Here is an 18,790-nt window from a genome sequence, read left to right as displayed (position 1 = left end):
GGCGTGCGCCCGGGCGGGTATCCTAAAGGGGTGCAGGCCCGGGCCTGGGTGGAGGTGGACCTCGCCGCCCTCTGGGCGAACTACCGGCTTCTCGCCGGGCGGGCGGGAGGGGAGGTGATCCCCGTGCTCAAGGCGGACGCCTACGGCCACGGGGCCCTTCCCCTCGCCCGCTTCCTGGAGGGAAAGGGCGTGGGGCGCTTCGCCGTGGCCACCCTGGAGGAGGGGAGGCGCCTCCGGGAAGGGGGCATCAAGGGGGAGGTCCTCCTTCTCGGAAGCCTCCACCCCCTGGAGGCGGAGGAGGCCTTGAGGCTTGGCCTCGTGCCCACCCTCTCCAACCTGGAGGCGGCGGAGGCCCTTTCCCAGAGGGCCCGCGCCCTGGGCCTTGTGCCCCGGGCCCACCTCAAGGTGGATACGGGCATGAACCGGGTGGGCTTTCCCTCGGAGGAGGCGGTCTCGGCCCTGCGGGCGGTGGAGGCCCTGGGGGTGAGGGTGGAGGGCGTCTACACCCACCTCGCCACCGCCGGGGAGGACGCGGCCTTCGTGGAGACGCAGCGGCGCCGCTTCCAGGAGGTGCGCCGCGCCTTGGGGGAGGGGTACTTCTACCACCTGGAGAACTCCCTGGGCCTCCTCCGCCACGGGGCCACGGCGGGGGTGCGGGTGGGGCTCGCCCTCTACGGCCTCGTCCCCGGCTTTGGCCTCAGGCCCATCCTCCGGATCCTCGCCCGGCCCACCCTGGTGAAGCGCCTGAAGGCGGGGGACCGGGTGGGGTACGGGGGGGTCTATGTGGCCCGGGGCGGGGAGTGGCTCGCCACCCTGCCCGTGGGGTACGCCGACGGGCTTCCCTGGGGGGCGGTGCGGTTCGTGAAGGGGCCGGACGGGCGCCTTCTGGAGGTGGCGGGCCGGATCTCCATGGACCAGACCACCGTCCTCCTCCCCGGCCCCGTGGGCCTCGAGGCCGTGTTTGAGGTGCTCTCGGCCGACTTCGGCCCCACGGGCCTCCTCGCCTGGGCCGAGGCCCGGGGCACCCTCCCTTATGAGGTGGCCGTCCACCTTTCCCGGAGGCTTCCCCGCCGCTACCTGGAGTAGGCTTAGGGCGTGCAGGCCGTCCGCCTCTTCCAGGGTTACCTCTGGCACCCCCGGGCCCTCGCCCTGGACCTAAAGGCCCTCCTCCCCGGCGAGGTGGCCGGGGCCCGCCTCCTTTGGGACGAGGTGCCGCCCCCCACCCCCTTCTTTGAGGACGGCACCCCCACCCACACCCAGCGCTTCTACCAGCTCACCCTCCTGGTCCTCACGGAAGAGCCCCCCGAGGCCCTGAAGCCCCTGGCCGAGGAGGCGGCGGAGGCCCTCGGGGAGGTTTTGGAGGGGCTTCCCCCGGAGGTGGGCTGGCTTCTTCTGGAGGACCTCAGGCCCCTCTAGGCCGCCTGGGGGCGGCGTACCCCCAGGCGAGGCCCAGGGCGAGGAGGAGGAGGCCCAAGGGCCTAGGCCGCGCCAGGAGGCCCACGAACCCCCCGAAGAGGAGAAGCCCGAAGGCCACCCGGCCCCGCCCCGCCCGGTAGGCCCGGCCCGAGAGGAAGCCGAGGAGGAGGGGGAGGGCGAAGAGGACGAGGAGGAGGAGGAAGGCAGTAAAGGCGAAGGAGGTCATGCCCTCTTTCCCGCTTCGCGATGGGGTTTTCCCCCGGGGCCCCTTGGGCCCGCGCCCGCAGGGGGTGGCCTCATAGCCGCTTGTCCTCCGGGGCGAAGCCCTCCACCCAGAAGCTCCCGTCCTTGCGGTGCTCCTTCTTCCAGACGGGGAGGATCTGCTTCACCCGGTCTATGGCGTACTGGCAGGCGGCGAAGGCCTCCTTGCGGTGGCGGGCCGAGACGACGATGGCGATGGAGGCCTCCCCCGGGTCCACCCGGCCCAGGCGGTGCCAGAGGGCGATGCGGCCCAGGGGCCAGCGGGCGCGCATCTCGGCGAGGATTTCCGCCATCACCTTCTCCGCCATCTCCGGGTAGGCCTCGTACTCCAAAAAGGCCACCTCCTCCCCCCGGTTGGGGCTGCGGGTGGTGCCGAGGAAGCTCACCACCGCCCCGTACTCCGGGGCCGTGGCCCAGGCCACGAGGGCCTCGAGGTCCAGAGGCTCCTGGGTCAGGCCGTAGGAGTCCTGCCCGCCAGAGACCGGGGGAAGAAAGGCCACCTCGTCCCCCTCCTTTAAGGGGGTTTCCGCCCCCGCCAGGGCCTGGTTCACCGCCGCCATCCCGCCCTCGAGGCGAAGCCTGGGGAAGCGTTCCTCCAGGGCTTTCTGGGCCTCCCGCACCCGGGCGCCCTCGGGGAGCTCCAGGGCGAGGCGGTCCGTCCCCGCCTGCTCCCGGTAAAGGGCGAAGAGCCGGACCTCAATCCGCATGCTGCCCAGTATAGACCTGGGAGAGGCTGAAGGCCACGGAGAGGGCCTCGGCGTAGCGCATGCGCAGGGGGCCGATCAGGGTGAGCTCCCCCAGCCACTCCCCCTTCTGGAAGCCCGCCTGGACCAGGGCGAGCCCCTCCACCTCCCCCACCCGCACGTCCACCCTGCCGGGCGGGGTGAGGAGGTCCTCGCCGCCTTCCTCGTAAAGGGCCACGAGCCGCTCCAAAAACCCCGGGTCCTTGGCCTCGGGCTCCTTCAGGGCCTCGGAGAGGCCTTCCCGGTACCGGAGGGCGAAGCCGGAGGCGAGGGCCCGGGAGAGGTGGGCGAAGAGGTCCTCCAGGCCTTTGGGGGCCGCGGGCAGGGTCTCCAAGGGCCCCGTGAGGGCCTCCTCTGCCCGGCGAAGGGTCTCCTGGGGGAGGACGAGGGGGAGCCGGACCTCCTTGACCCGCCCCCCCTCGAGGACCAGCACCGCCAGGGTGCCCTCGGGGAGGGGGGAGAGGTGGACCTGGAGGAGCTTGGGGGCCCGCCTGGGCTGGAGGCGGAGGAGGGCGGGGTAGCCGGAAAGCCCCACCGCCACCTTCACCAGGAAGGCCTCGGGCTCTCTCGCCCCCTCCAAGGCCCGCTCCAGGCGCCTTCGGGTGGCCTCCGGCAGGGGCCTAGGGGGGAGGAGGGAGAGGGAGTACTGCCTGAACCCCTGCCGCGTGGGCACCCTCCCCGCCGAGGCGTGGGGCTTGGTGAGGTAGCCCATCTCCTCGAGGGCGATGAGCTCGTACCGGGCCAGGGCGGGGGAAAGGCCCAGCCCCTCGGCGATCCGCGCCGAGGGCACCGGGGCCTTGGTCTGGATGTACTCGTCCACCAAGAGGTGGAGAACCCGCCGCTGCCTGGCCGTCACATCCTTATTGTACCGGGGTCACCGCGGCCTCGTCCTCCTCTCCGGTGCGGATCCGGTAGACCTTCTCCACCGGGAGGACGAAGATCTTCCCGTCCCCCACCTCCCCGGTGCGGGCCGCCTTCAGGATGGCCTCCACCGTGGGCTTCACGAAGGGCTCCGAGACCCCGATCTCCAGGCGCACCTTCTCGTGGAGCTCCATCTTCACCGTGGTGCCCCGGTAGGTCTCCACCCGCTCCGTCTCGCCGCCGTGGCCCTGGACGCGGCTTAGGGTGAGCCCGCGGACCTCCGCCTGGAAAAGGGCCTCCAGCACCTCGTTGAGCTTCTCCGGACGGACGATGGCCACGATGAGCTTCATGCCTCACCTCCCTGGGGCCTGAGGCTCGGGACCGCGGGGGCCTTTTCCGAGAGGACGAGGATCGCCCCCTCGCCCGAGGTGTAGGCCTCCTCGCCGTGCTGGGTCACGTCCAGGCCCACCCCTTCCTCCTTGGGGCCTGCCCGCAAGGGGGTGAGGAGGCCCACCAGCTTGAGGAGGGCGAAGGTTCCCAAGGCGGAGTACACGACGGCGGCCAGGACCGCCACCGCCTGGATCCCGAGCTGCATGGGGTTGCCGAAGAGGAGGCCGTCCGCCACCCCGTTCCAGGCCTTCTCGGCGAAGACGCCGGTGAGGAGGGCCCCGGTGATCCCCCCGACCCCGTGGCCGGCGAAGACGTCCAGGCTGTCGTCCAGCCGGGTCCTCGCCCGCCAGAGGAGGACGTAGTAGCTGGGGAAGGCGGCAAGCGCCCCGATGAGGAGGGCGGAGAGAGGGGAGACGAAGCCTGCGGCCGGGGTCACGGCCACCAGGCCCACCACGATGGCCGTGGCCGCCCCCACCGCCGTGGCCTTGCCGGTGCGAAGGAGGTCCAGGAGGGTCCAGACCAGGAGGGTGGCCGCGGGGGCCAGCATGGTGTTCGCGAAGGCCAGGGCCGCCGAGGCGTTGGCCGCCAGGGCGCTTCCCCCGTTGAAGCCGAACCAGCCGAACCAGAGGAGGGCTGCCCCCAGGAGGGTGAAGGGGACGTTATGGGGCAGGATGGCCTGCCGCCCGTAGTCCTTCCGCGCGCCTAGGACCAGGGCGCCCACCAGGGCGGCGACGCCGGCGTTGATGTGCACCACCGTCCCTCCGGCGAAGTCCAGGGCGCCCAGGGCCCCCAAAAACCCCCCGCCCCAGACCCAGTGGGCCAGGGGAGCGTAGACGAAAAGCCCCCAGAGGGTGAGGAAGGCCAGGTAGGCGGGAAAGCGCATCCTCTCCACCAGGGCGCCCGAGACCAGGGCGGCGGTGATAATGGCGAAGGTCCCCTGGAAGGCCAGGAAGAGGACGTGGGGGATGGTGCCCTGGGCCTCGAGGCCCACCCCCCTGAGGAAGAGGTGCCCGAGACCCCCCAGGAGGGGGCCCCCCTCCCCAAAGGCCAGGGTGTACCCGAGAAGCGCCCAGCCCACGCCCACGAAGGCCAGGGCGGCAAAACTCATCATCATGGTGTTCAAGGCGTTCTTGCTCCGGACGAGCCCCCCGTAGAAGAAGGCCAGGGCCGGGGTCATGAGGAGGACCAGGGCCGTGGAGACCAGCATCCAGGCCGTGTCCGCCCCGTCTACCCCCTCCGCCAGGGCCAGTCCCGATAAACCTAGGGCCGCGATGCCGTTGAGGGTTCCTTTCCGCATCCTCCACCCCCTTAGGGCCAAGGGTAGAGGATGGGATGCAAAATGTCAATAGATCCTGCGACAAATTGCAATAGCTATCCGAACGTTACAAGAAGACTTGCTGACTTATCTTGCTAAGTGTTCCGCGAAAATGGCACGTATGTCACTGATTTATTGAACAAACCTGCGACCGAGCCCCTCCCTCTTCTCCCCGGACGCCCCGTAAACTGGGCCCCGTGACGTGGGAGGAGCTGGAGGAACGCCTGGCCCGGGGGCAGGACGAGCGCACCCTCTTCCTGCCCCAGGACATCTCCCCCGAGGACCTGGCCCGCTACGCCGCGGGCCTCGCCAACCACAAGGGGGGCACCCTCTTCCTGGGCGTGAGCCCCGAGGGCAAGGTCCTGGGCGCCCAGGACCTCCACCCCCTGCAGGTGACCCACGCCCTCTTTGAGCTCACCCAAGGGCTCCTCCTCCCCTACGTGGAGGTGGTGGAGGGGCCCTGGGGCCGGGTGCTCGCCCTCCACGTGCCCCAAAGCCCGGCGGCCATCGCCGTGGGGACAGGGCGGGTGCCCTTCTGGGACGGGAGGCGCCTTTCGGAGCTCAAGGTGGGCCAGAGCCTGCCCGAGCCCGACTTCACCGCCCAGGTCCTGCCCGCGGCGAGCCTTTCCGACCTGGACCCGGTGGAGGTCCTGCGCTTGAGGCGCATCCTAGAGGAAAGGGGAAGCGCCTTGGCCGCCCTCCCCGACCTGGAGCTCCTCTTTGCCCTGGGGCTCTTGGAGCGGGTGGAGGGGGAGGTGCGCCCCACGGTGGCGGGCCTTCTCCTGGCGGGGACGTCCCTCGCCTTGAGGCGGCTTCTTCCCCAGGCGGAGGTGAGCTACTACTTCCACGAGACCGAGGAGGGCTACAGCTTCCGGGAGGACCTCCTCAGGCCCATCCCCGCCCTCCTGGAGCGCCTGAAGGAACTCATCCAGGCGCGGAACCGGGTCCGTTTTCTCACCGTGGGGCTTTTCCGCCTCGAGGTCTGGGACTTTGACCAGGAGGTCTACCGGGAGGCCCTGGTCAACGCCCTCGTCCACCGGGACTGGCGGAGCAAGGACGCCATCCAGGTCCACCACTACCGGGACCGGCTGGAGGTCTCCAACCCCGGCGGCTTCCCCCCCGGCATCACCCCGGAGAACGTCCTCCGCCACCCCCCCAAAAGGCGGAACCCCCGCCTGGCCGAGGCCCTCTACCGCCTGGGCTACGTGGAGCGGGCGGGAAGCGGCGTGGACAAGATGTACCGCCTCCTCCTCAAGTACGGCAAGGAACCCCCGGAGTACCGCCTCTTCCCCGAGGCCCTGACCCTCGTCCTCTACAACCCCGAGCTGGACGAGGCCTTCGTGCGGGAGATCGCCGAGGCCCAGGAGCGGCTTGGAGGGTTCAGCCTGGACCACCTCATCGCCGTGGGGTACCTGCGCCGGGTGGGGGAGGCGGGCCTGGAGGAGCTCGCCCGGGCGCTCCAGCTTCCCGAGGAGGCGGCGCGGCGGGTCCTTTCCCGCATGGAAAGGATGGGGCTTCTGCGCAAGGAGGGAGGGCGGTACCACCTGGCCCGGCGGGACCTTTTGGCGGAGCGGGCCCTCGCCCTCTTGGAGGCGCCCAGGCGCCGCCAGGAGGTGGAGCGGGTCCTCGGGCTTTCCCGCAAAAGGGCCCTGGAGCTTCTCCGCCGCCTCATCCGGGAGGGCCGGGTGGAGAGGGTGGGCCGGGGGGCGGCCACCCGCTACCGGAGGCGGTGATGCTCCATCTGGTCCTCTACCAGCCGGAGATCCCCCAAAACGCCGGGAACGTGGCCCGCACCGCGGCCGCCCTGGGATGGCCCCTCCACCTCATCCGTCCCCTGGGCTTCCTCCTCTCCAGCCCCAAGCTCAAGCGGGCGGGCCTGGACTACTGGCCCCACGTGGACCTCAGGCTCCACGACTCCTTTGCGGCGTTCCTGGAGGCCCTGCCCCGGGGGGCGCGGGTCTTCGCCTTCAGCGCCAGGGGGGAAGCCTCCCTCTACGAGGCCCGCTTCCGGGAGGGGGACTACCTCCTCTTCGGCCCCGAAAGCCGGGGGCTTCCCGAGGAGGTCCTCGCCCGCTTCCCCACCCTAAAGATCCCCATGCCGGGGCCGGTGCGCTCCTTGAACCTGGCGGTGGCCGTGGGGGTGGCGGCCTACGAGGCCTACCGCCAGCTCACAGGGCGATGAGGGCGTAGCCCTGGGCGTGGACCACCTCCACGCCCAAAGGGGTGCGGTGCCGCCTTTCGGGGTTCGCCCCGAGGAGGGGGGTGTGGCCGTGGACGTGGAGCCGGGGGCGGAAGAGGCGATGGAAGAGGAGGAAGGCCCGGGCCCCCCGGTGGGCGAAGTCCTCCCCGGCGCTGGGCCCCGGGGGCGGGGCGTGGGTCAGGAGGACGTCCACCCCGTGGCCCAAAAGGAGCCTCCGGGGGAAGGGCTTTAAGGCGAGGCGGAGGAGCTCCCCCTCGGAAAGCTGGCCCTCCCCCTCCCGATAGCGGGGCACCCCCCCGATGCCGTAGAAGAGGCGCCCCTGGTGGCGGAAGAGGCGCCCGTGGAGGTTCACCACACCCCCGGGCCGCTTCCTCCGCCCCTCCTCCAGGACCCACTCCTCCCCGTGGTTTCCGGGCACGAAGAGCACGGGCACCCGGACCTTGGTGGCCACGTACTCCAGGTACGCCCCGGGCAGGTCCCCCGCCGCCAGGACCAGGTCAAAGGGGGGGAGGTTTTCGGGGAAGCGGGGGGAGTGGATGTGGGGGTGGACCTGGTCGGATAGGACAAGGAGGCGCACGCTCCTTTTCATTCTGGCAAAAAGGCGTAAGGATAGGGGCGTGCGGGCGTACACCACGGCCCACCTCTCCCTTCCCTTGCCCGAGGGCCACCCCTTTCCCCTTTACAAGTACGGGGGCGTGGCCGAGGCCCTTAAGGGGCTTCTTCCCGTCCTCCCCGCCCCCGAGGTGCCCCGGGAGGCCCTCTTCCTGGCCCACGAGGCTTCCTACCTGGAGAAGCTTTTCGGGGAGGGCCTTAGCCGGGAGGAGTCCTTGAGGCTTGGCCTCCCCTTTAGCCAGGCCCTCTTGCGGCGCGCCCTCCACGCCGCCGGGGGCACCCTGGCCGCGGCCCTGGACGCCCTTAAGACCGGCCTCGGCCTCAACCTCTCCGGGGGCACCCACCACGCCTTCCCCGGCCGGGCCGAGGGGTACAGCCTCTTCAACGACGTGGCCGTGGCCATTTTCTGGCTCCGGGCCAAGGAGGGGTTTTCGGGCCGGGTCTTGGTGGTGGACCTGGACGCCCACCAGGGGAACGGCACCGCCTTCTTCTTCCGGGAGGACCCCTCCGTCTTCACCCTCTCCCTCCACGGGGAGCGGAACTACCCTCTGAAGAAGGAAAAGAGCGACCTGGACGTGGGCCTTCCCGATGGGACGGGGGACGAGGCCTACCTCTGGGCCCTGGAGGGGGCCTTAGAGAAGGCCCGGGCCTTCCGCCCGGACCTCGTCTTCTACAACGCCGGGGTGGACGTCTTAAAGGGGGACCGCTTCGGCCGCCTCGCCCTAAGCCCGGAAGGGGTGAGGCGGCGGGACGAGAGGGTCTTCCGCTTCGTCAAGGCCCTCGGGGCGCCCCTCGTGGTGGTGATGGGCGGGGGGTACAACCGCGACCCCCGCCTCACCGTGGAGGCCCACGCGGCGACCTACCGCCTGGCCTTGAGCTCCTTGGCGTAGGTGGCCACGGCCTCCTCGAGGCTAAACCCCAGGCCCCGGTAGAGGTCTAGAGCGCCCTTTTCGTGGTCGTGGGCCCGGACCCGGAGGAGGTCCGCCCCCTTTCTTCGGGCGAGCTTCGCCGCCTCGGAGAGGAGGGTGCGCCCGATCCCCTTCCCCCGGGCCTCGGGGACGACCCCGATGTAGGCCACGCTGGCCTCGCCTCCTTCCAGCTCCACCTCGGCGAGGCCCACGGGCACCCCTTTCAGGTAGGCCACGAGGAGGTGGACGGCGGGGTCCTGGAAGTGCTCCTCAAGCTCCTCGTCCGTCCAGCGGAGGCGCAGGGCCCAGCTCTCCTCGCTCTCCCGGTAGAGCTCCCGGTAGACCCCGGCCCCGGGGAAGCCCTCCTCCACCCGCACGCCCTCGGGGGCGGGGTAGTCCAGCCCCTCGGGGCGCTTGACGAAGAAGTAGGTCACGTGGAGGAGGCCGAAGCCCGCCCCCTCCAAGGCCTTCCGGAGGGTGGCGTTTTCCTCCCGGGGGAAGGCGTAAAGCCGCTCCACCTCCACCTCTCGGGCCCGCCCCTCCGCCGCCTCCAGGAGGGGGGGCAGGTCCTCCTCGCGGTAGGCCAGGGGCCCTTCCAGGGCGGCCCCGTCCCAGAAGGGGTAGAGGCCCACGTACCCCGCCACCTCCCCCTCCTTAAGGAGGACGAGGCCGTCCTCCAGCTCCTCGGCGAGGCCCTCGAGGTCCCTGGCCTCCGGGGCGAGGACGCCCCGTTCGGGGCTTTGGTCCATGTGGCGGAGGAGCCTAAGAAGCCCCGGGAGGTCCTTGCGGGCCACGGGCCGGATCATGCCCCCAGTCTACCGCCAGGTTCAGGGCCTTCACCACCCCCTCCTCCCCGTAGAAGTCCACCACGGAGAGCCGGGCGTAGTCCTGCTCCAGCCTGAGGCCCTCTTCAGGGGGTAAGGGGAGGGCGAGGCTTAGGGCGGCCCGGTTGAGGGTGCAGTTCCCCACCACGAGGATGGCCTGGCCCCGGTGCTTCCCGAGGAGCGCCTTCACCGCCCGCCTCCCCCGTTCCCAGGCCTCCCGCACGCTCTCTCCCCCGGGCGGGGCGAAGCCCGCCTCGTCCGCCGTCCAGGCGGCCACGGCCCCGGGGAAGCGGGCCTCCACCTCGGGGAAGGAAAGCCCCTCCCAGGCGCCCCAGGCCCGTTCCCGCAGCTCGGGGAGGAGGGTGTAGGGCACCCCCAGGGCCTCGGCGAAAAGCCGGGCCGCCTCGGCCTCCGCCAGGCTGTCGGCGGCGTAGACGTGGGCCACGGGGAAGCCTTGGAGGAGGGGAAGGAGGGCGAGGAGGGCGCTTCGGCCCTTGGGGCTTAGGGGAAGCCCAGGGTGGCTGTAGAGCACGTGGCGGGGGTTCTCCACGGGCCCGGCCCGGGTGAGGAGGAGGGTGGTCTTCTTGTGGGGGCCCTTCAGGAAGTGGGCGAGGAGGCCCATATCCGTAGAATACGGGGGTGGAGAAGTGGGTCATCGTGAACCCCGCCGGGGGCCGCGGCAAGGTGGGGAGGCTTTCCGGGGCCATCCTGAAGGCGGCCCGCCAGGAGGGGGCCAAGGCCTTCCTCACGGAGGGGCCGGGCCACGCCACCGAGCTTGCCCAAAGGGCCCCCGAGGGGGCCCGGGTGGTGGCCGTGGGGGGGGACGGCACGGTGCACGAGGTCCTAAAGGGCCTCGCGGGCACGGGGAAGGTCCTGGGGGTGGTGCCCATCGGCAGCGGCAACGACTTCGCCCGCATGCTGGGCCTCCTCGGGCTTCCCTGGCCCAAGGCCTTGGAGCTCGCCCTCCACGCCCCCGAGGAGGCGGTGGACCTGGGGTGGGTGAACGGGGAGCCCTTCGGGGCCTCCTTGGGGATCGGGTTTGACGCCCTGGTGGCCAAGAAGGCCCTCTCCGCCCCCCCCTTCCTCCGGGGAATGCCCCGCTACCTCTACGCCCTCTTCGCCGTGCTCAAGGAGCTTAGCCTGCCGGAGGCCAGGGTCTTGGTGGACGGGGAAGAGGTCCACCGGGGGAGGATGCTCCTCCTCGCCGCCATGAACGGGCCCATGTACGGCGGGGGCATCCCCATCGCCCCCATGGCCGACCCCAGGGACGGGCGGCTTTCCGTGGTCCTGGCGGGGGAGTTTTCCCGGACGGGGGTGGTCCTTATCCTGCCGCGGCTCCTTCTGGGCCGGCACCTCTCCCACTCCCGGGTGCGGGCGTACGCGGGGCAGGAGGTGGCGGTGGAGTTCGCTCATCCCGTTCCCGCCCACGCGGACGGGGAGCTTTTGCCCGAGGCCTCCCTCTACCGGGCCGAGGTCCGGCCTTTGGGGCTTAGGGTGGTGGGGGGGCGGGCCGGGGCCCGGGCCGGGGGGCTTGTGCCTGAGCCCGCGGGGACCTAGGCGGGTTCCTCCAGGCGGCGAAGGAGTTCCTGGAAGCGTTCTAGAGCCTTGGGCAACTCGGCGTAGATGCGCTCGGCCAGGGCCTCGTCGTAGGTGTGGTTCGTGAGGTTGCGCAGCTCCAGCATCTCCAGCCAGAAGGGGTCCTCGGGGAGGAGGCCCACTTGGAAAGCTCCCCGGATGGCCGCGCGGGGGGAGCGGGCCTCGAGGCCTTGGAGTTCCAGAAAGGTTTTTAGGGTCTTCCAGGCCAGCTCAAAGGTGAACTCAAACCGCTGGATGGCCGAGTCCCGGATAAACTCGTCCTTGGGCCGCTCTAAGGCGGCCTTTAGCCGCTCCACCGCCCGGGCCAGGGAGGCCATCTGCGCCCTAAGCTTCTCTTCCCTCGTCAAGGAGGATCCCTTCCCTTTTCACCACCTCCTTGAGCCCCGGGGCCCAGGAGAGCTCCACCAGGTCCAGGGGCTGGAGGATGGGGAGGCCTTCCAGGGCCTCCCTAAGCTCCGCCAGGGTGGCGAGGTCCAAGGGAGGATCGGCCAGGAGGGCCAGATCGTAGTCCGAGCGGGGGCTCCCCTCCTTCCTCGCCCGGGAACCGAAGAGGTAGAGGCGGTAGCGCCTTCCCTTGAGCCGCGTGCGCACCCGGCGCTTCACCTCCTCCAGGACCTCCCCTTCCGTCACAGGTCCATTCTACCCGCGTATACTTAGGCCATGCGCGGCCTTTCCCGAAGGGTCCAGGCCATGAAGCCCTCGGCCACGGTGGCGGTGAACGCCAAGGCCCTGGAGCTCAGGCGCCAAGGGGTGGACCTCGTGGCCCTCACCGCCGGCGAGCCCGACTTTGACACCCCCGAGCACGTGAAGGAGGCGGCGAGGCGCGCCCTCGCCCAGGGGAAGACCAAGTACGCCCCCCCTGCGGGGATCCCCGAGCTTCGGGAGGCCCTGGCGGAGAAGTTCCGCCGGGAAAACGGCCTCTCCGTGACCCCTGAGGAGACCATCGTCACCGTGGGGGGGAAGCAGGCCCTCTTCAACCTCTTCCAGGCCATCCTGGACCCGGGGGACGAGGTCATCGTCCTGAGCCCCTACTGGGTGAGCTACCCGGAGATGGTGCGCTTCGCCGGGGGGGTGGTGGTGGAGGTGGAAACCCTCCCCGAGGAAGGCTTCGTCCCCGACCCCGAGAGGGTCCGGCGGGCCATCACCCCCCGCACCAAGGCCCTTGTGGTCAACTCCCCCAACAACCCCACGGGGGCGGTCTACCCGAAGGAGGTCCTCGAGGCCCTGGCGAGGCTTGCGGTGGAGCACGACTTCTACCTGGTCTCCGACGAGATCTACGAGCACCTCCTCTACGAGGGGGAGCACTTCTCCCCTGGGCGCGTGGCCCCCGAGCACACCCTCACGGTGAACGGGGCGGCCAAGGCCTTCGCCATGACCGGATGGCGCATCGGCTACGCCTGCGGGCCCAAGGAGGTCATCAAGGCCATGGCCTCCGTCTCCAGCCAGTCCACCACGAGCCCCGACACCATCGCCCAGTGGGCCACCCTGGAGGCCCTCACCAACCAGGAGGCCTCCCGCGCCTTCGTGGAGATGGCCAGGGAGGCCTACCGCAGGAGGCGGGACCTGTTGCTTGAGGGCCTTACCGCCCTGGGCCTCAAGGCGGTGCGCCCGAGCGGGGCCTTCTACGTCCTCATGGACACCTCCCCCATCGCCCCCGACGAGGTGCGGGCGGCGGAGAGGCTCCTTGAGGCGGGGGTGGCGGTGGTCCCGGGCACGGACTTCGCCGCCTTCGGCCACGTCCGCCTCTCCTACGCCACCAGCGAGGAGAACCTCAGGAAGGCCCTGGAGCGCTTCGCCCGGGTGCTGGGGCGCGCCTAGCCGGGGTTTTCCTGGGGTATAGTCTAGCGGCGCGGGGCCGCCCCGCGCCCTGGGGGTCTTTATGAGCGTGATCCTCCTCGGCCTAGGCCGGTACGTGGAAGAGATCGTGGAGGTGGTCTCCGCCATCTCCGACGTGGTCCTGGTGGAGCGGGACGAGGCGCGGCTTAGGGCCTTTTTGGAGAAGGCGCCTGTGGCCAACCTCCGGGCCCTCCCGGGGAGCGCCACGGACGTGGGGCTCTGGAAGGAGGTGGACCTCGAGGCGGCGGAGGCCGTCATCTCCTTCCTCTCCGTGGAGGCCACCTTGGACGTGGCCCGGCTTCTGCGCAAGGCCCTGGGCTACCGGAGCAAGATCGTCCACGTCTCCAAGGCCCGGCCGGACCCCCAGGCCGTGCGGGAGCTGGACCTGGAGGTGGTTTCCATCCCCGAGGTCCTGGGGGCCATCCTGCGCAACCTCCTCCAGGGGCAGGGGATCGTCCGCTACCCCGTGGGCATCGGCCTGAGGAAGGGGGAGGTGGTGGAGGTCCTCATCACCGAGTCCTCCCCTGCGGTCTACGCCCGGCTCCGGGAGCTCCGCCAGCCGGGGGCCCGGGTGGCCTTGGTCTACCGGGAGGGGAGCCCCATCCTGCCCCGGGCCGACTTCCGGGTCCAGCCGGGGGACCGGCTCCTCGTGGTGGGCGACCCCCGGGGGGTGGAGATCTTCGTGGGGGCGGTGATCCGGGGGGAGCCCACGTTTCCCCGGCGCTTCGGGAGCGTGGGCGCCCTTTGCCGGGCGGAGGACGAGGAGGCCCTTTACCTCAAGGAGCGCCTCAAGGTGCGGGACTGGGTGGAGGCCTGCGAGGACCCGAAGGGAGTGGCGGAGGTGGGGGTTTTCCTGGCCCGGGACCGGGACTGGGTGCGGCGGGCCTTCCAGGAAGGGTACCCGTTTCCCTCCTTCCACCTCCGGGGGACCCACCCCTACCGGAGCATCCTCGTTTCCGCCAACACCGAGGCCCTAAGCCCCCTCCTGGCCTCGGCCATGGACCTGGCCCGGATCTTCGGCAGCGAGGTCTACGTCCTCTTCGTGAGCCGGGTGGAGGCCTTCATGCCCCCTGAGGAGAAGGAGCTTCTGGAGAACCTGAAGGTTCTGGTGGAGCGGGCGCGGAAGACCTCGGGCCTCGAGGTCCACCTCATCCGCAAGGAGGGCAACCCCGTGCGGGAGACCCTGAGGCTCCTCAAGGGGAAGTTCAACCTCCTGGCCCTGGGCTACACCCCGGGGCGCCGCACCGCCTTCTTCCGCCCCTACGTCCCCCAGCTTTTGGCCCAGGCGAGCCCGGTGTCCACCCTCTTGGTGCCGGAGGTCAACCTTGAGCGGTAGCCTCCTTTTGCTCTTCGTCTTCCTTTCGGCCTTCCTGGCCCCGCCCCTCTCCCGCCTCCTCAGGATGCCCGTGCCCGTGGGTGAGCTCGTCATCGGCCTCCTCCTCGGCCACTTCCTCGCCCAAGGGGTGGCCCTCCCCGAGATCCTGGGGTTTTTGGCGGACTTCGGCTTCCTCCTCCTCATGTTCCTCGCGGGGCTAGAGGTGGACTTCAACCTCCTCCGCCAGTTGGAGCGCCGCCACTTCGTCTTCTACGCCCTTTACGTGGTGGGCATGTTCCTCGGCGCCGGGCTTCTCGCGGGCCTTTTGGGCGTGGGGCTCGCCCAGGCCCTGATCCTCGCCCTGGTTTCCATCGGCCTTATGGTGGCCACCCTGAGGGACATGGGCATCCTGGGCCGGGCTTTCGCCAAGCGGGTCCTGATCCTCGGCGTCCTGGGGGAGGTGGCGAGCCTCTTCGGCCTCACCGCCATGGAGAAGGCGGCCCACTACCAGGGCCTCCTTTCCCTGCTGAAGGAGGTCGGGATCATCGCCCTCTTTTTTCTCCTCCTTTTCCTCGCCTTCCGCCTGGCGGGCCTCTTCCTCTGGTGGTACCCGGAGGTGGGCCGCAGGCTGGTCTACGAGGAGGACCCGAGCGCCATGGGCATCCGGCTGAGCCTGGCCCTCATGTTCGCCGCCGCCGTCATGAGCGGTCTGGTGGGGCTGGAGAGCGTCCTCGGGGCCTTCCTCGCCGGGATGATCCTCTCCTACTTCCTGCAGAAGAAGCACGACCTCGAGGCCAAGCTCAGCGCCATGGGCTACGGCTTCCTCATCCCCATCTTCTTCATCCGCACGGGGATGGGGATTGACCTCTCGGGCCTGGACGGCCGCCTCCTCCTGGAGGTGGGCCAGGCCCTGCTCCTCATGCTCCTCATCCGCCTCCTCCCCGCGCCCTTTCTCCTGTTGGGCGGGTTCCGCCTGCGGGAGGCCTTCCTCGCGGCCCTCCTCCTCGCCTACCCCTTCACCCTGATGATCGCGGGGACGGAGATCGCCAGGAGCGCCCACCTCCTGGACGAGCGGGCCGCCCTCGTCCTCCTTCTCGCCGCCGCCCTCTCCTCCCTCCTCTTCCCGTGGGCGGCCAAGATGCTCCTGCGCTTCCTGCGCTGAGGCCTTTGGGGGGCCCCTTTAGATCCAGCGCCGCCTCCGCCTCGGGGCGAGGAGGAGGAGGACCGCCCCCAGGGTCACGCACACGTCCGCCAGGTTGAAGACGGGGAAGTTGGCGATGAGGGGGAGGGAGGTGCCGAGGTCCAGGTAGTCCACCACCCACCCCCGGCCCAGGCGGTCCACCCCGTTCCCCAGGGCCCCCGCCGCCAGGAGGGAGAGGGCGAGGGCGGGGAGGGGGGGGTAGCGCCGCCTGGCGAGGAGGAGGAGGAGGCCCGCGCCCACCAGGAAGGAGAGGAGGCCGAGGAGGGGGGCCTGGCCCTGGAAGAGGCCGAAGCCCGCCCCCGTGTTCCGGACCAGGGTGAGGTAGAGGAGGTCGCCGAGGAGGGGCTTGGGGACGGGGGAGAGGTGTTCCAGGGCCCAGAGCTTGAGGGTCTGGTCCAAGGCGAGGAGGAGGGGTACGAGCACCGTGGGCATCCCCAAGAGTCTACCCCAGTGTGCTATACTCCTAAAGGTTTGCCTTCGGGCAGGGGAGGAGAGCCATGTCCAAGGTGTGCGAGATCAGCGGAAAGCGGCCCATCGTGGCCAACAGCATCCAAAGGCGGGGTAAGGCCAAGCGGGAAGGGGGTGTGGGCAAGAAGACCACCGGCATCTCCAAGCGCCGCCAGTACCCCAACCTGCAGAAGGTCCGGGTGCGGGTCGCCGGCCAGGAGATCACCTTCCGCGTGGCCGCAAGCCACATCCCCAAGGTCTACGAGCTCGTGGAGCGGGCCAAGGGGCTTAAGCTGGAGGGGCTTTCCCCTAAGGAGATCAAGAAGGAGCTCCTCAAGCTCCTCTAGCGTCCCCAGGCCCCGTGCTGGCTTGAGCCTGTACGGGGCAAGAAGGACCTTCCCGCCCCGAGGGGGCGGGGAGCGTTTTTTGGTCCAGGTTGCGCTGCCTCTCGCTTTCGCCGCGGTGGGGGCCTTCCCATGGCCCCGGTTCGGGCACCCCAGGTTGCGCGATCCACGTGCGGCCACTTAGGATGGCCCCGTGGGCTGGAAGCCGGGGCACTACCTCCTCCTGGCCGTAAGCCTTTACGCCCTGGTGGTCACCTTCGCCTTCTCCCTTAGGGGGCGGCAGGTGGCGGCCTTGCGCCAGGAGGCCATGGCCTACCGGGAAAGGGCCGCTTGGGCCCCCGAGGGGTACATGCTGCCCCTCCCCGGGGCCTGCCTGCCCTCCCTTCCCGAAAACCTCCCGGGTGCCCCCCGCCCTTACCGCAAGGGGGTGAGCGCGGGCTTCGTCTTCCGCCAGGGGGACGCCTGCGTGCCCGTGGTGCGGGGGATGGGGGTGGTGGCGGCCTTCGGGGGCGAGGTGGTGAAGGTGGACCCGGACTTCCAGGAGCTTTCCGAGGAGGCCTGGCAGGCGCTTCTGGAGCGGGTGCGGGAGGGAGCCTCCCCGGAGGAGATGGACATTCTCCGGGGCCTCGAGGTCCACGTCCGCCACCCGGACGGCCGCACCACGGTCTACGCCCACCTCCAGGCCCCCTACCCGGGGCTCAAGGTGGGAAGCCGCGTCCATCGGGGGGACCCCATCGGCTACGTGGGGAACACGGGGCTTAGGGGGGGCGCCTCCCGGCTCCTCTTCGAGGTCTGGGAGGGGGAGCCCGACCGGAGCGCCTTCCTCTTCCAGGGCCTGGAGGGGGAGGAGCTCCTCCGCCGGGCCCGGGCCTTCTTCGGCCTTCCCTAGACGACCTTACCCGGGTTCAGGAGCCCTTCGGGGTCAAAGAGGGCCTTGAGCCTCCGCATCCACTCCAGGGCGGGGCCGTGCTCCTTGGGGAGGAACTTCCTTTTGCGGAGGCCCACCCCGTGCTCGGCGGTGCAGGTGCCCCCAAGCTCCAGGGCCTTTTCCACGAGCCTCTCGGCGTAGGCCTCGGCCTTGGGGTAGTCCTCGGGGAGGACGGGAATTAGGGTGTGGAAGTTCCCGTCCCCCACGTGGCCCAGGATGTTCCCGGTGAGGCCCATCTCCCTTAGAAGCCCTTGGGCGAAGCGCACCATCTCGGGAAGCCGGGAGAGGGGGACGGCGGTGTCGGTGATCATGAAGCGGTGGCCGGGGAAGAGGTGGACGAGGGCCCAGTAGGCCTGGTGCCGGGCTTCCCACTGGCGGCGCCTCTCCTCCTCCGTTGTGGCCGCCTCCACCTCGAGGGCCCCGGCCTCCCGCACGAGCTCCAGGGCCGAGGCCCTCTCCGCCTCCAGGGCCTCCTTGGTGGAGGCGTGGAACTCCAGGAAGAGGGCGGGCCGCTCGGGGAAGCCCGCCTTTAGGTACCGGTTTAGCGCCCGCATGGCGAGCTCGTCCAAAAGTTCCAGCCTCGCCACGGGAAGCCCGGAGGCCATGATCCGGTAGCTCGCCTCCGCCGCCTCCTCCACCCCGGGGAAGAAGACCCTTAAGGTGTGGACGTGCTCGGGGAGGGGGTGGAGCCTAAGGGTGAGGCGGGTGATGACCCCTAAGGTGCCCTCCGAGCCAATGAAAAGGTCCTTGAGGTCGTAGCCCGAGGAGGTCTTGCGCACGCCCCGCCCGAGCTCTAAGACCTCGCCGCTTGCCAGGACCACCTGGAGGGCGAGGACGTTCTGCCGCATCCCTCCGTAGCGCACCGTGGTGGTGCCGCTGGCGTTCGTGGCCGCCATGCCGCCCAAGGAGGCGTCCGCCCCCGGGTCCACGGGGAAGAAGAGGCCCGTGCCCTTCAGGGCCTCGTTTAAGGCCTTGCGGGTGAGGCCGGGCTCCACCACGCAAGAGAAGTCCTGGGGCCTCACCTCCAGGACCCGGTTCATCCGGCTCAGGTCCAGGCTGATGGCCTCCCTGACGGGGTAGAGGTGGCCCTCGAGGCTCGTCCCCGCCCCGAAGGGGATCACCGCCACGCCCCATTCCCGTGCCCAACGGAGGGCCTTCTGCACGTCCTCCACGCCCTCCGGGTAGACCACGGCCAACACGGGCCTCGCCTCGGGGTAGCCCTCGTCTTTGCCGTGGCGCAGGCGCTCGCTTTCCGAGAGGTCCACCTTCCCCGGGAAGAGGCGCTTCAGGGCTTCCAGCTTTTCCATGCCCTTGAGTTTACGCCGCCCTTCGCCTCCCCAAAAGGGCCGCGAAGCCGAGGAGGAGCCCCCCGGCCAAGAGGAAGGGGAGGGGGAGGGCCACCCCCGCCAGGGCCCCGCCCAGGAGGGGGCCTAAGGGGGCCAGGGCTGAGCTCGCCTCTAGGGGGCTCAAGGCCCCAAGAGCGGTGAGGGCAGCGTGGGCGAAGTAGGAGAACCCCGCCCCGAAGAGGCGGAAGGCCTCCAGCCAGAGGAGGAGGGCTATTGTCATACGCCTACAGGCTAGCCGGAAACGGGC

Annotated in this window: 24 protein-coding genes; 11 read left to right on the top strand and 13 right to left on the bottom strand. The window is 70.5% G+C overall.

Annotated elements, in window-relative coordinates:
• Positions 1-3 precede the first annotated feature (3 nt).
• Positions 4-1,086 carry an alanine racemase gene (gene alr, locus TTH_RS00325; RefSeq protein WP_011227683.1) on the top strand — a complete coding sequence of 361 codons (1,083 nt, stop codon included), beginning with the start codon at positions 4-6 and terminating at the stop codon, positions 1,084-1,086.
• Positions 1,087-1,095: 9 nt separating this feature from the next.
• A complete protein-coding gene (locus TTH_RS00320) occupies positions 1,096-1,416 on the top strand; it encodes a DUF3208 family protein (protein WP_011227682.1) in 321 nt (106 codons plus the stop codon).
• Here TTH_RS00320 and TTH_RS00315 read toward each other — a convergent pair.
• The 5 genes from TTH_RS00315 to TTH_RS00295 form a co-directional block, all read right to left on the bottom strand.
• Positions 1,403-1,642 carry a hypothetical protein gene (locus tag TTH_RS00315; RefSeq protein ID WP_011227681.1) on the bottom strand — a complete coding sequence of 80 codons (240 nt, stop codon included), beginning with the start codon at positions 1,640-1,642 and terminating at the stop codon, positions 1,403-1,405. The genes TTH_RS00320 and TTH_RS00315 overlap by 14 nt on opposite strands.
• Positions 1,643-1,712: 70 nt before the next feature.
• Complete coding sequence (locus tag TTH_RS00310) at positions 1,713-2,384, bottom strand: molybdenum cofactor biosynthesis protein (protein ID WP_011227680.1); 672 nt, start codon at positions 2,382-2,384, stop codon at positions 1,713-1,715.
• On the bottom strand, positions 2,374-3,276 hold the full coding sequence (locus TTH_RS00305) for a LexA family protein (protein ID WP_011227679.1): 903 nt from the start codon (positions 3,274-3,276) through the stop codon (positions 2,374-2,376). The genes TTH_RS00310 and TTH_RS00305 overlap by 11 nt, the downstream gene beginning before the upstream one ends.
• 4 nt (positions 3,277-3,280) lie before the next feature.
• Positions 3,281-3,631: a P-II family nitrogen regulator gene (locus TTH_RS00300; RefSeq protein ID WP_008631113.1), complete on the bottom strand. Its 351-nt coding sequence runs from the start codon at positions 3,629-3,631 to the stop codon at positions 3,281-3,283.
• On the bottom strand, positions 3,628-4,968 hold the full coding sequence (locus tag TTH_RS00295; protein WP_011227678.1) for an ammonium transporter: 1,341 nt from the start codon (positions 4,966-4,968) through the stop codon (positions 3,628-3,630). Before TTH_RS00295 ends, TTH_RS00300 begins: the two co-directional genes overlap by 4 nt.
• 215 nt (positions 4,969-5,183) lie before the next feature.
• Between TTH_RS00295 and TTH_RS00290 the strand changes: the two genes are divergently transcribed.
• Both TTH_RS00290 and TTH_RS00285 read left to right on the top strand, forming a co-directional pair.
• Entirely contained in the window at positions 5,184-6,719 is a 1,536-nt protein-coding gene (locus TTH_RS00290; RefSeq protein WP_011227677.1) for an ATP-dependent DNA helicase RecG, read from the top strand.
• Complete coding sequence (locus tag TTH_RS00285; RefSeq protein ID WP_011174302.1) at positions 6,719-7,168, top strand: tRNA (cytidine(34)-2'-O)-methyltransferase; 450 nt, start codon at positions 6,719-6,721, stop codon at positions 7,166-7,168. The genes TTH_RS00290 and TTH_RS00285 overlap by 1 nt, the downstream gene beginning before the upstream one ends.
• On the opposite strand, the gene TTH_RS00280 is transcribed toward TTH_RS00285, so the two are convergent.
• On the bottom strand, positions 7,155-7,775 hold the full coding sequence (locus TTH_RS00280) for a metallophosphoesterase (protein WP_164926013.1): 621 nt from the start codon (positions 7,773-7,775) through the stop codon (positions 7,155-7,157). The two genes, TTH_RS00285 and TTH_RS00280, sit on opposite strands and share 14 nt — an antisense overlap.
• A 28-nt stretch (positions 7,776-7,803) precedes the next feature.
• Here TTH_RS00280 and TTH_RS00275 point away from each other — a divergent pair, with 28 nt between their 5' ends.
• Positions 7,804-8,688: a histone deacetylase family protein gene (locus TTH_RS00275; protein WP_011227675.1), complete on the top strand. Its 885-nt coding sequence runs from the start codon at positions 7,804-7,806 to the stop codon at positions 8,686-8,688.
• Here the strand turns inward: TTH_RS00275 and TTH_RS00270 are convergent.
• Entirely contained in the window at positions 8,658-9,512 is an 855-nt protein-coding gene (locus TTH_RS00270; protein WP_011227674.1) for a GNAT family N-acetyltransferase, read from the bottom strand. The genes TTH_RS00275 and TTH_RS00270 overlap by 31 nt on opposite strands.
• Positions 9,469-10,152, bottom strand: a complete 684-nt coding sequence (locus TTH_RS00265) for a histidine phosphatase family protein (protein WP_011227673.1) — start codon at positions 10,150-10,152, stop codon at positions 9,469-9,471. Before TTH_RS00265 ends, TTH_RS00270 begins: the two co-directional genes overlap by 44 nt.
• A gap of 17 nt (positions 10,153-10,169) precedes the next feature.
• On the opposite strand from TTH_RS00265, the gene TTH_RS00260 reads away from it, so the two are divergent.
• Positions 10,170-11,087, top strand: coding sequence for a diacylglycerol/lipid kinase family protein (locus TTH_RS00260; protein WP_011227672.1), 918 nt, complete (start codon positions 10,170-10,172; stop codon positions 11,085-11,087).
• On the opposite strand, the gene TTH_RS00255 is transcribed toward TTH_RS00260, so the two are convergent.
• Both TTH_RS00255 and TTH_RS00250 read right to left on the bottom strand, forming a co-directional pair.
• On the bottom strand, positions 11,084-11,473 hold the full coding sequence (locus tag TTH_RS00255; protein ID WP_024118912.1) for an HI0074 family nucleotidyltransferase substrate-binding subunit: 390 nt from the start codon (positions 11,471-11,473) through the stop codon (positions 11,084-11,086). The two genes, TTH_RS00260 and TTH_RS00255, sit on opposite strands and share 4 nt — an antisense overlap.
• Entirely contained in the window at positions 11,451-11,756 is a 306-nt protein-coding gene (locus tag TTH_RS00250; RefSeq protein ID WP_011227670.1) for a nucleotidyltransferase domain-containing protein, read from the bottom strand. Before TTH_RS00250 ends, TTH_RS00255 begins: the two co-directional genes overlap by 23 nt.
• Positions 11,757-11,786: 30 nt before the next feature.
• Here TTH_RS00250 and aspC point away from each other — a divergent pair, with 30 nt between their 5' ends.
• The 3 genes from aspC to TTH_RS00235 all read left to right on the top strand — a co-directional run bounded on the left by aspC (position 11,787) and on the right by TTH_RS00235 (position 15,439).
• Positions 11,787-12,944: an aspartate/prephenate aminotransferase gene (gene aspC / locus TTH_RS00245; RefSeq protein WP_011227669.1), complete on the top strand. Its 1,158-nt coding sequence runs from the start codon at positions 11,787-11,789 to the stop codon at positions 12,942-12,944.
• 61 nt (positions 12,945-13,005) lie between these two features.
• Positions 13,006-14,298: a TrkA C-terminal domain-containing protein gene (locus TTH_RS00240; protein WP_011227668.1), complete on the top strand. Its 1,293-nt coding sequence runs from the start codon at positions 13,006-13,008 to the stop codon at positions 14,296-14,298.
• The gene (locus TTH_RS00235) at positions 14,288-15,439 is read left to right on the top strand and encodes a cation:proton antiporter domain-containing protein (protein WP_011227667.1); all 1,152 of its coding nucleotides are present in this window, start codon (positions 14,288-14,290) and stop codon (positions 15,437-15,439) included. The genes TTH_RS00240 and TTH_RS00235 overlap by 11 nt, the downstream gene beginning before the upstream one ends.
• A gap of 18 nt (positions 15,440-15,457) precedes the next feature.
• Here the strand turns inward: TTH_RS00235 and lspA are convergent, their stop codons facing one another.
• Positions 15,458-15,910, bottom strand: coding sequence for a signal peptidase II (gene lspA, locus TTH_RS00230; RefSeq protein ID WP_011174313.1), 453 nt, complete (start codon positions 15,908-15,910; stop codon positions 15,458-15,460).
• A gap of 65 nt (positions 15,911-15,975) precedes the next feature.
• Between lspA and rpmB the strand changes: the two genes are divergently transcribed.
• Positions 15,976-16,272, top strand: a complete 297-nt coding sequence (gene rpmB / locus TTH_RS00225; RefSeq protein WP_008631133.1) for a 50S ribosomal protein L28 — start codon at positions 15,976-15,978, stop codon at positions 16,270-16,272.
• Positions 16,273-16,462: 190 nt separating this feature from the next.
• The gene (locus tag TTH_RS00220) at positions 16,463-17,158 is read left to right on the top strand and encodes a M23 family metallopeptidase (protein WP_011174315.1); all 696 of its coding nucleotides are present in this window, start codon (positions 16,463-16,465) and stop codon (positions 17,156-17,158) included.
• Here the strand turns inward: TTH_RS00220 and TTH_RS00215 are convergent.
• Complete coding sequence (locus TTH_RS00215; RefSeq protein WP_011227665.1) at positions 17,155-18,504, bottom strand: FAD-binding oxidoreductase; 1,350 nt, start codon at positions 18,502-18,504, stop codon at positions 17,155-17,157. The two genes, TTH_RS00220 and TTH_RS00215, sit on opposite strands and share 4 nt — an antisense overlap.
• Positions 18,505-18,514: 10 nt before the next feature.
• Positions 18,515-18,763 (bottom strand): hypothetical protein, encoded by a 249-nt coding sequence (locus tag TTH_RS00210; RefSeq protein WP_011227664.1) that lies wholly within the window; start codon positions 18,761-18,763, stop codon positions 18,515-18,517.
• Positions 18,764-18,790 lie beyond the last annotated feature (27 nt).

This window comes from Thermus thermophilus HB8, from assembly GCF_000091545.1.
Classification (GTDB): Bacteria; Deinococcota; Deinococci; order Deinococcales; family Thermaceae; genus Thermus; species Thermus thermophilus.
This window is presented reverse-complemented; position numbering and strand designations above follow the sequence as displayed.

Excerpts from the sequence above, each read along its gene's own strand:
- TTH_RS00315 (WP_011227681.1), bottom strand. The coding sequence starts at position 1,642 with ATGACCTCCTTCGCCTTTACTGCCTTCCTCCTCCTCCTCGTCCTCTTC.
- TTH_RS00310 (WP_011227680.1), bottom strand. The coding sequence starts at position 2,384 with ATGCGGATTGAGGTCCGGCTCTTCGCCCTTTACCGGGAGCAGGCGGGG.
- TTH_RS00300 (WP_008631113.1), bottom strand. The coding sequence starts at position 3,631 with ATGAAGCTCATCGTGGCCATCGTCCGTCCGGAGAAGCTCAACGAGGTG.
- TTH_RS00295 (WP_011227678.1), bottom strand. The coding sequence starts at position 4,968 with ATGCGGAAAGGAACCCTCAACGGCATCGCGGCCCTAGGTTTATCGGGA.
- TTH_RS00285 (WP_011174302.1), top strand. The coding sequence starts at position 6,719 with ATGCTCCATCTGGTCCTCTACCAGCCGGAGATCCCCCAAAACGCCGGG.
- TTH_RS00280 (WP_164926013.1), bottom strand. The coding sequence starts at position 7,775 with ATGAAAAGGAGCGTGCGCCTCCTTGTCCTATCCGACCAGGTCCACCCC.
- TTH_RS00270 (WP_011227674.1), bottom strand. The coding sequence starts at position 9,512 with ATGATCCGGCCCGTGGCCCGCAAGGACCTCCCGGGGCTTCTTAGGCTC.
- TTH_RS00265 (WP_011227673.1), bottom strand. The coding sequence starts at position 10,152 with ATGGGCCTCCTCGCCCACTTCCTGAAGGGCCCCCACAAGAAGACCACC.
- aspC (WP_011227669.1), top strand. The coding sequence starts at position 11,787 with ATGCGCGGCCTTTCCCGAAGGGTCCAGGCCATGAAGCCCTCGGCCACG.
- TTH_RS00240 (WP_011227668.1), top strand. The coding sequence starts at position 13,006 with ATGAGCGTGATCCTCCTCGGCCTAGGCCGGTACGTGGAAGAGATCGTG.
- lspA (WP_011174313.1), bottom strand. The coding sequence starts at position 15,910 with ATGCCCACGGTGCTCGTACCCCTCCTCCTCGCCTTGGACCAGACCCTC.
- rpmB (WP_008631133.1), top strand. The coding sequence starts at position 15,976 with ATGTCCAAGGTGTGCGAGATCAGCGGAAAGCGGCCCATCGTGGCCAAC.
- TTH_RS00215 (WP_011227665.1), bottom strand. The coding sequence starts at position 18,504 with ATGGAAAAGCTGGAAGCCCTGAAGCGCCTCTTCCCGGGGAAGGTGGAC.
- TTH_RS00210 (WP_011227664.1), bottom strand. The coding sequence starts at position 18,763 with ATGACAATAGCCCTCCTCCTCTGGCTGGAGGCCTTCCGCCTCTTCGGG.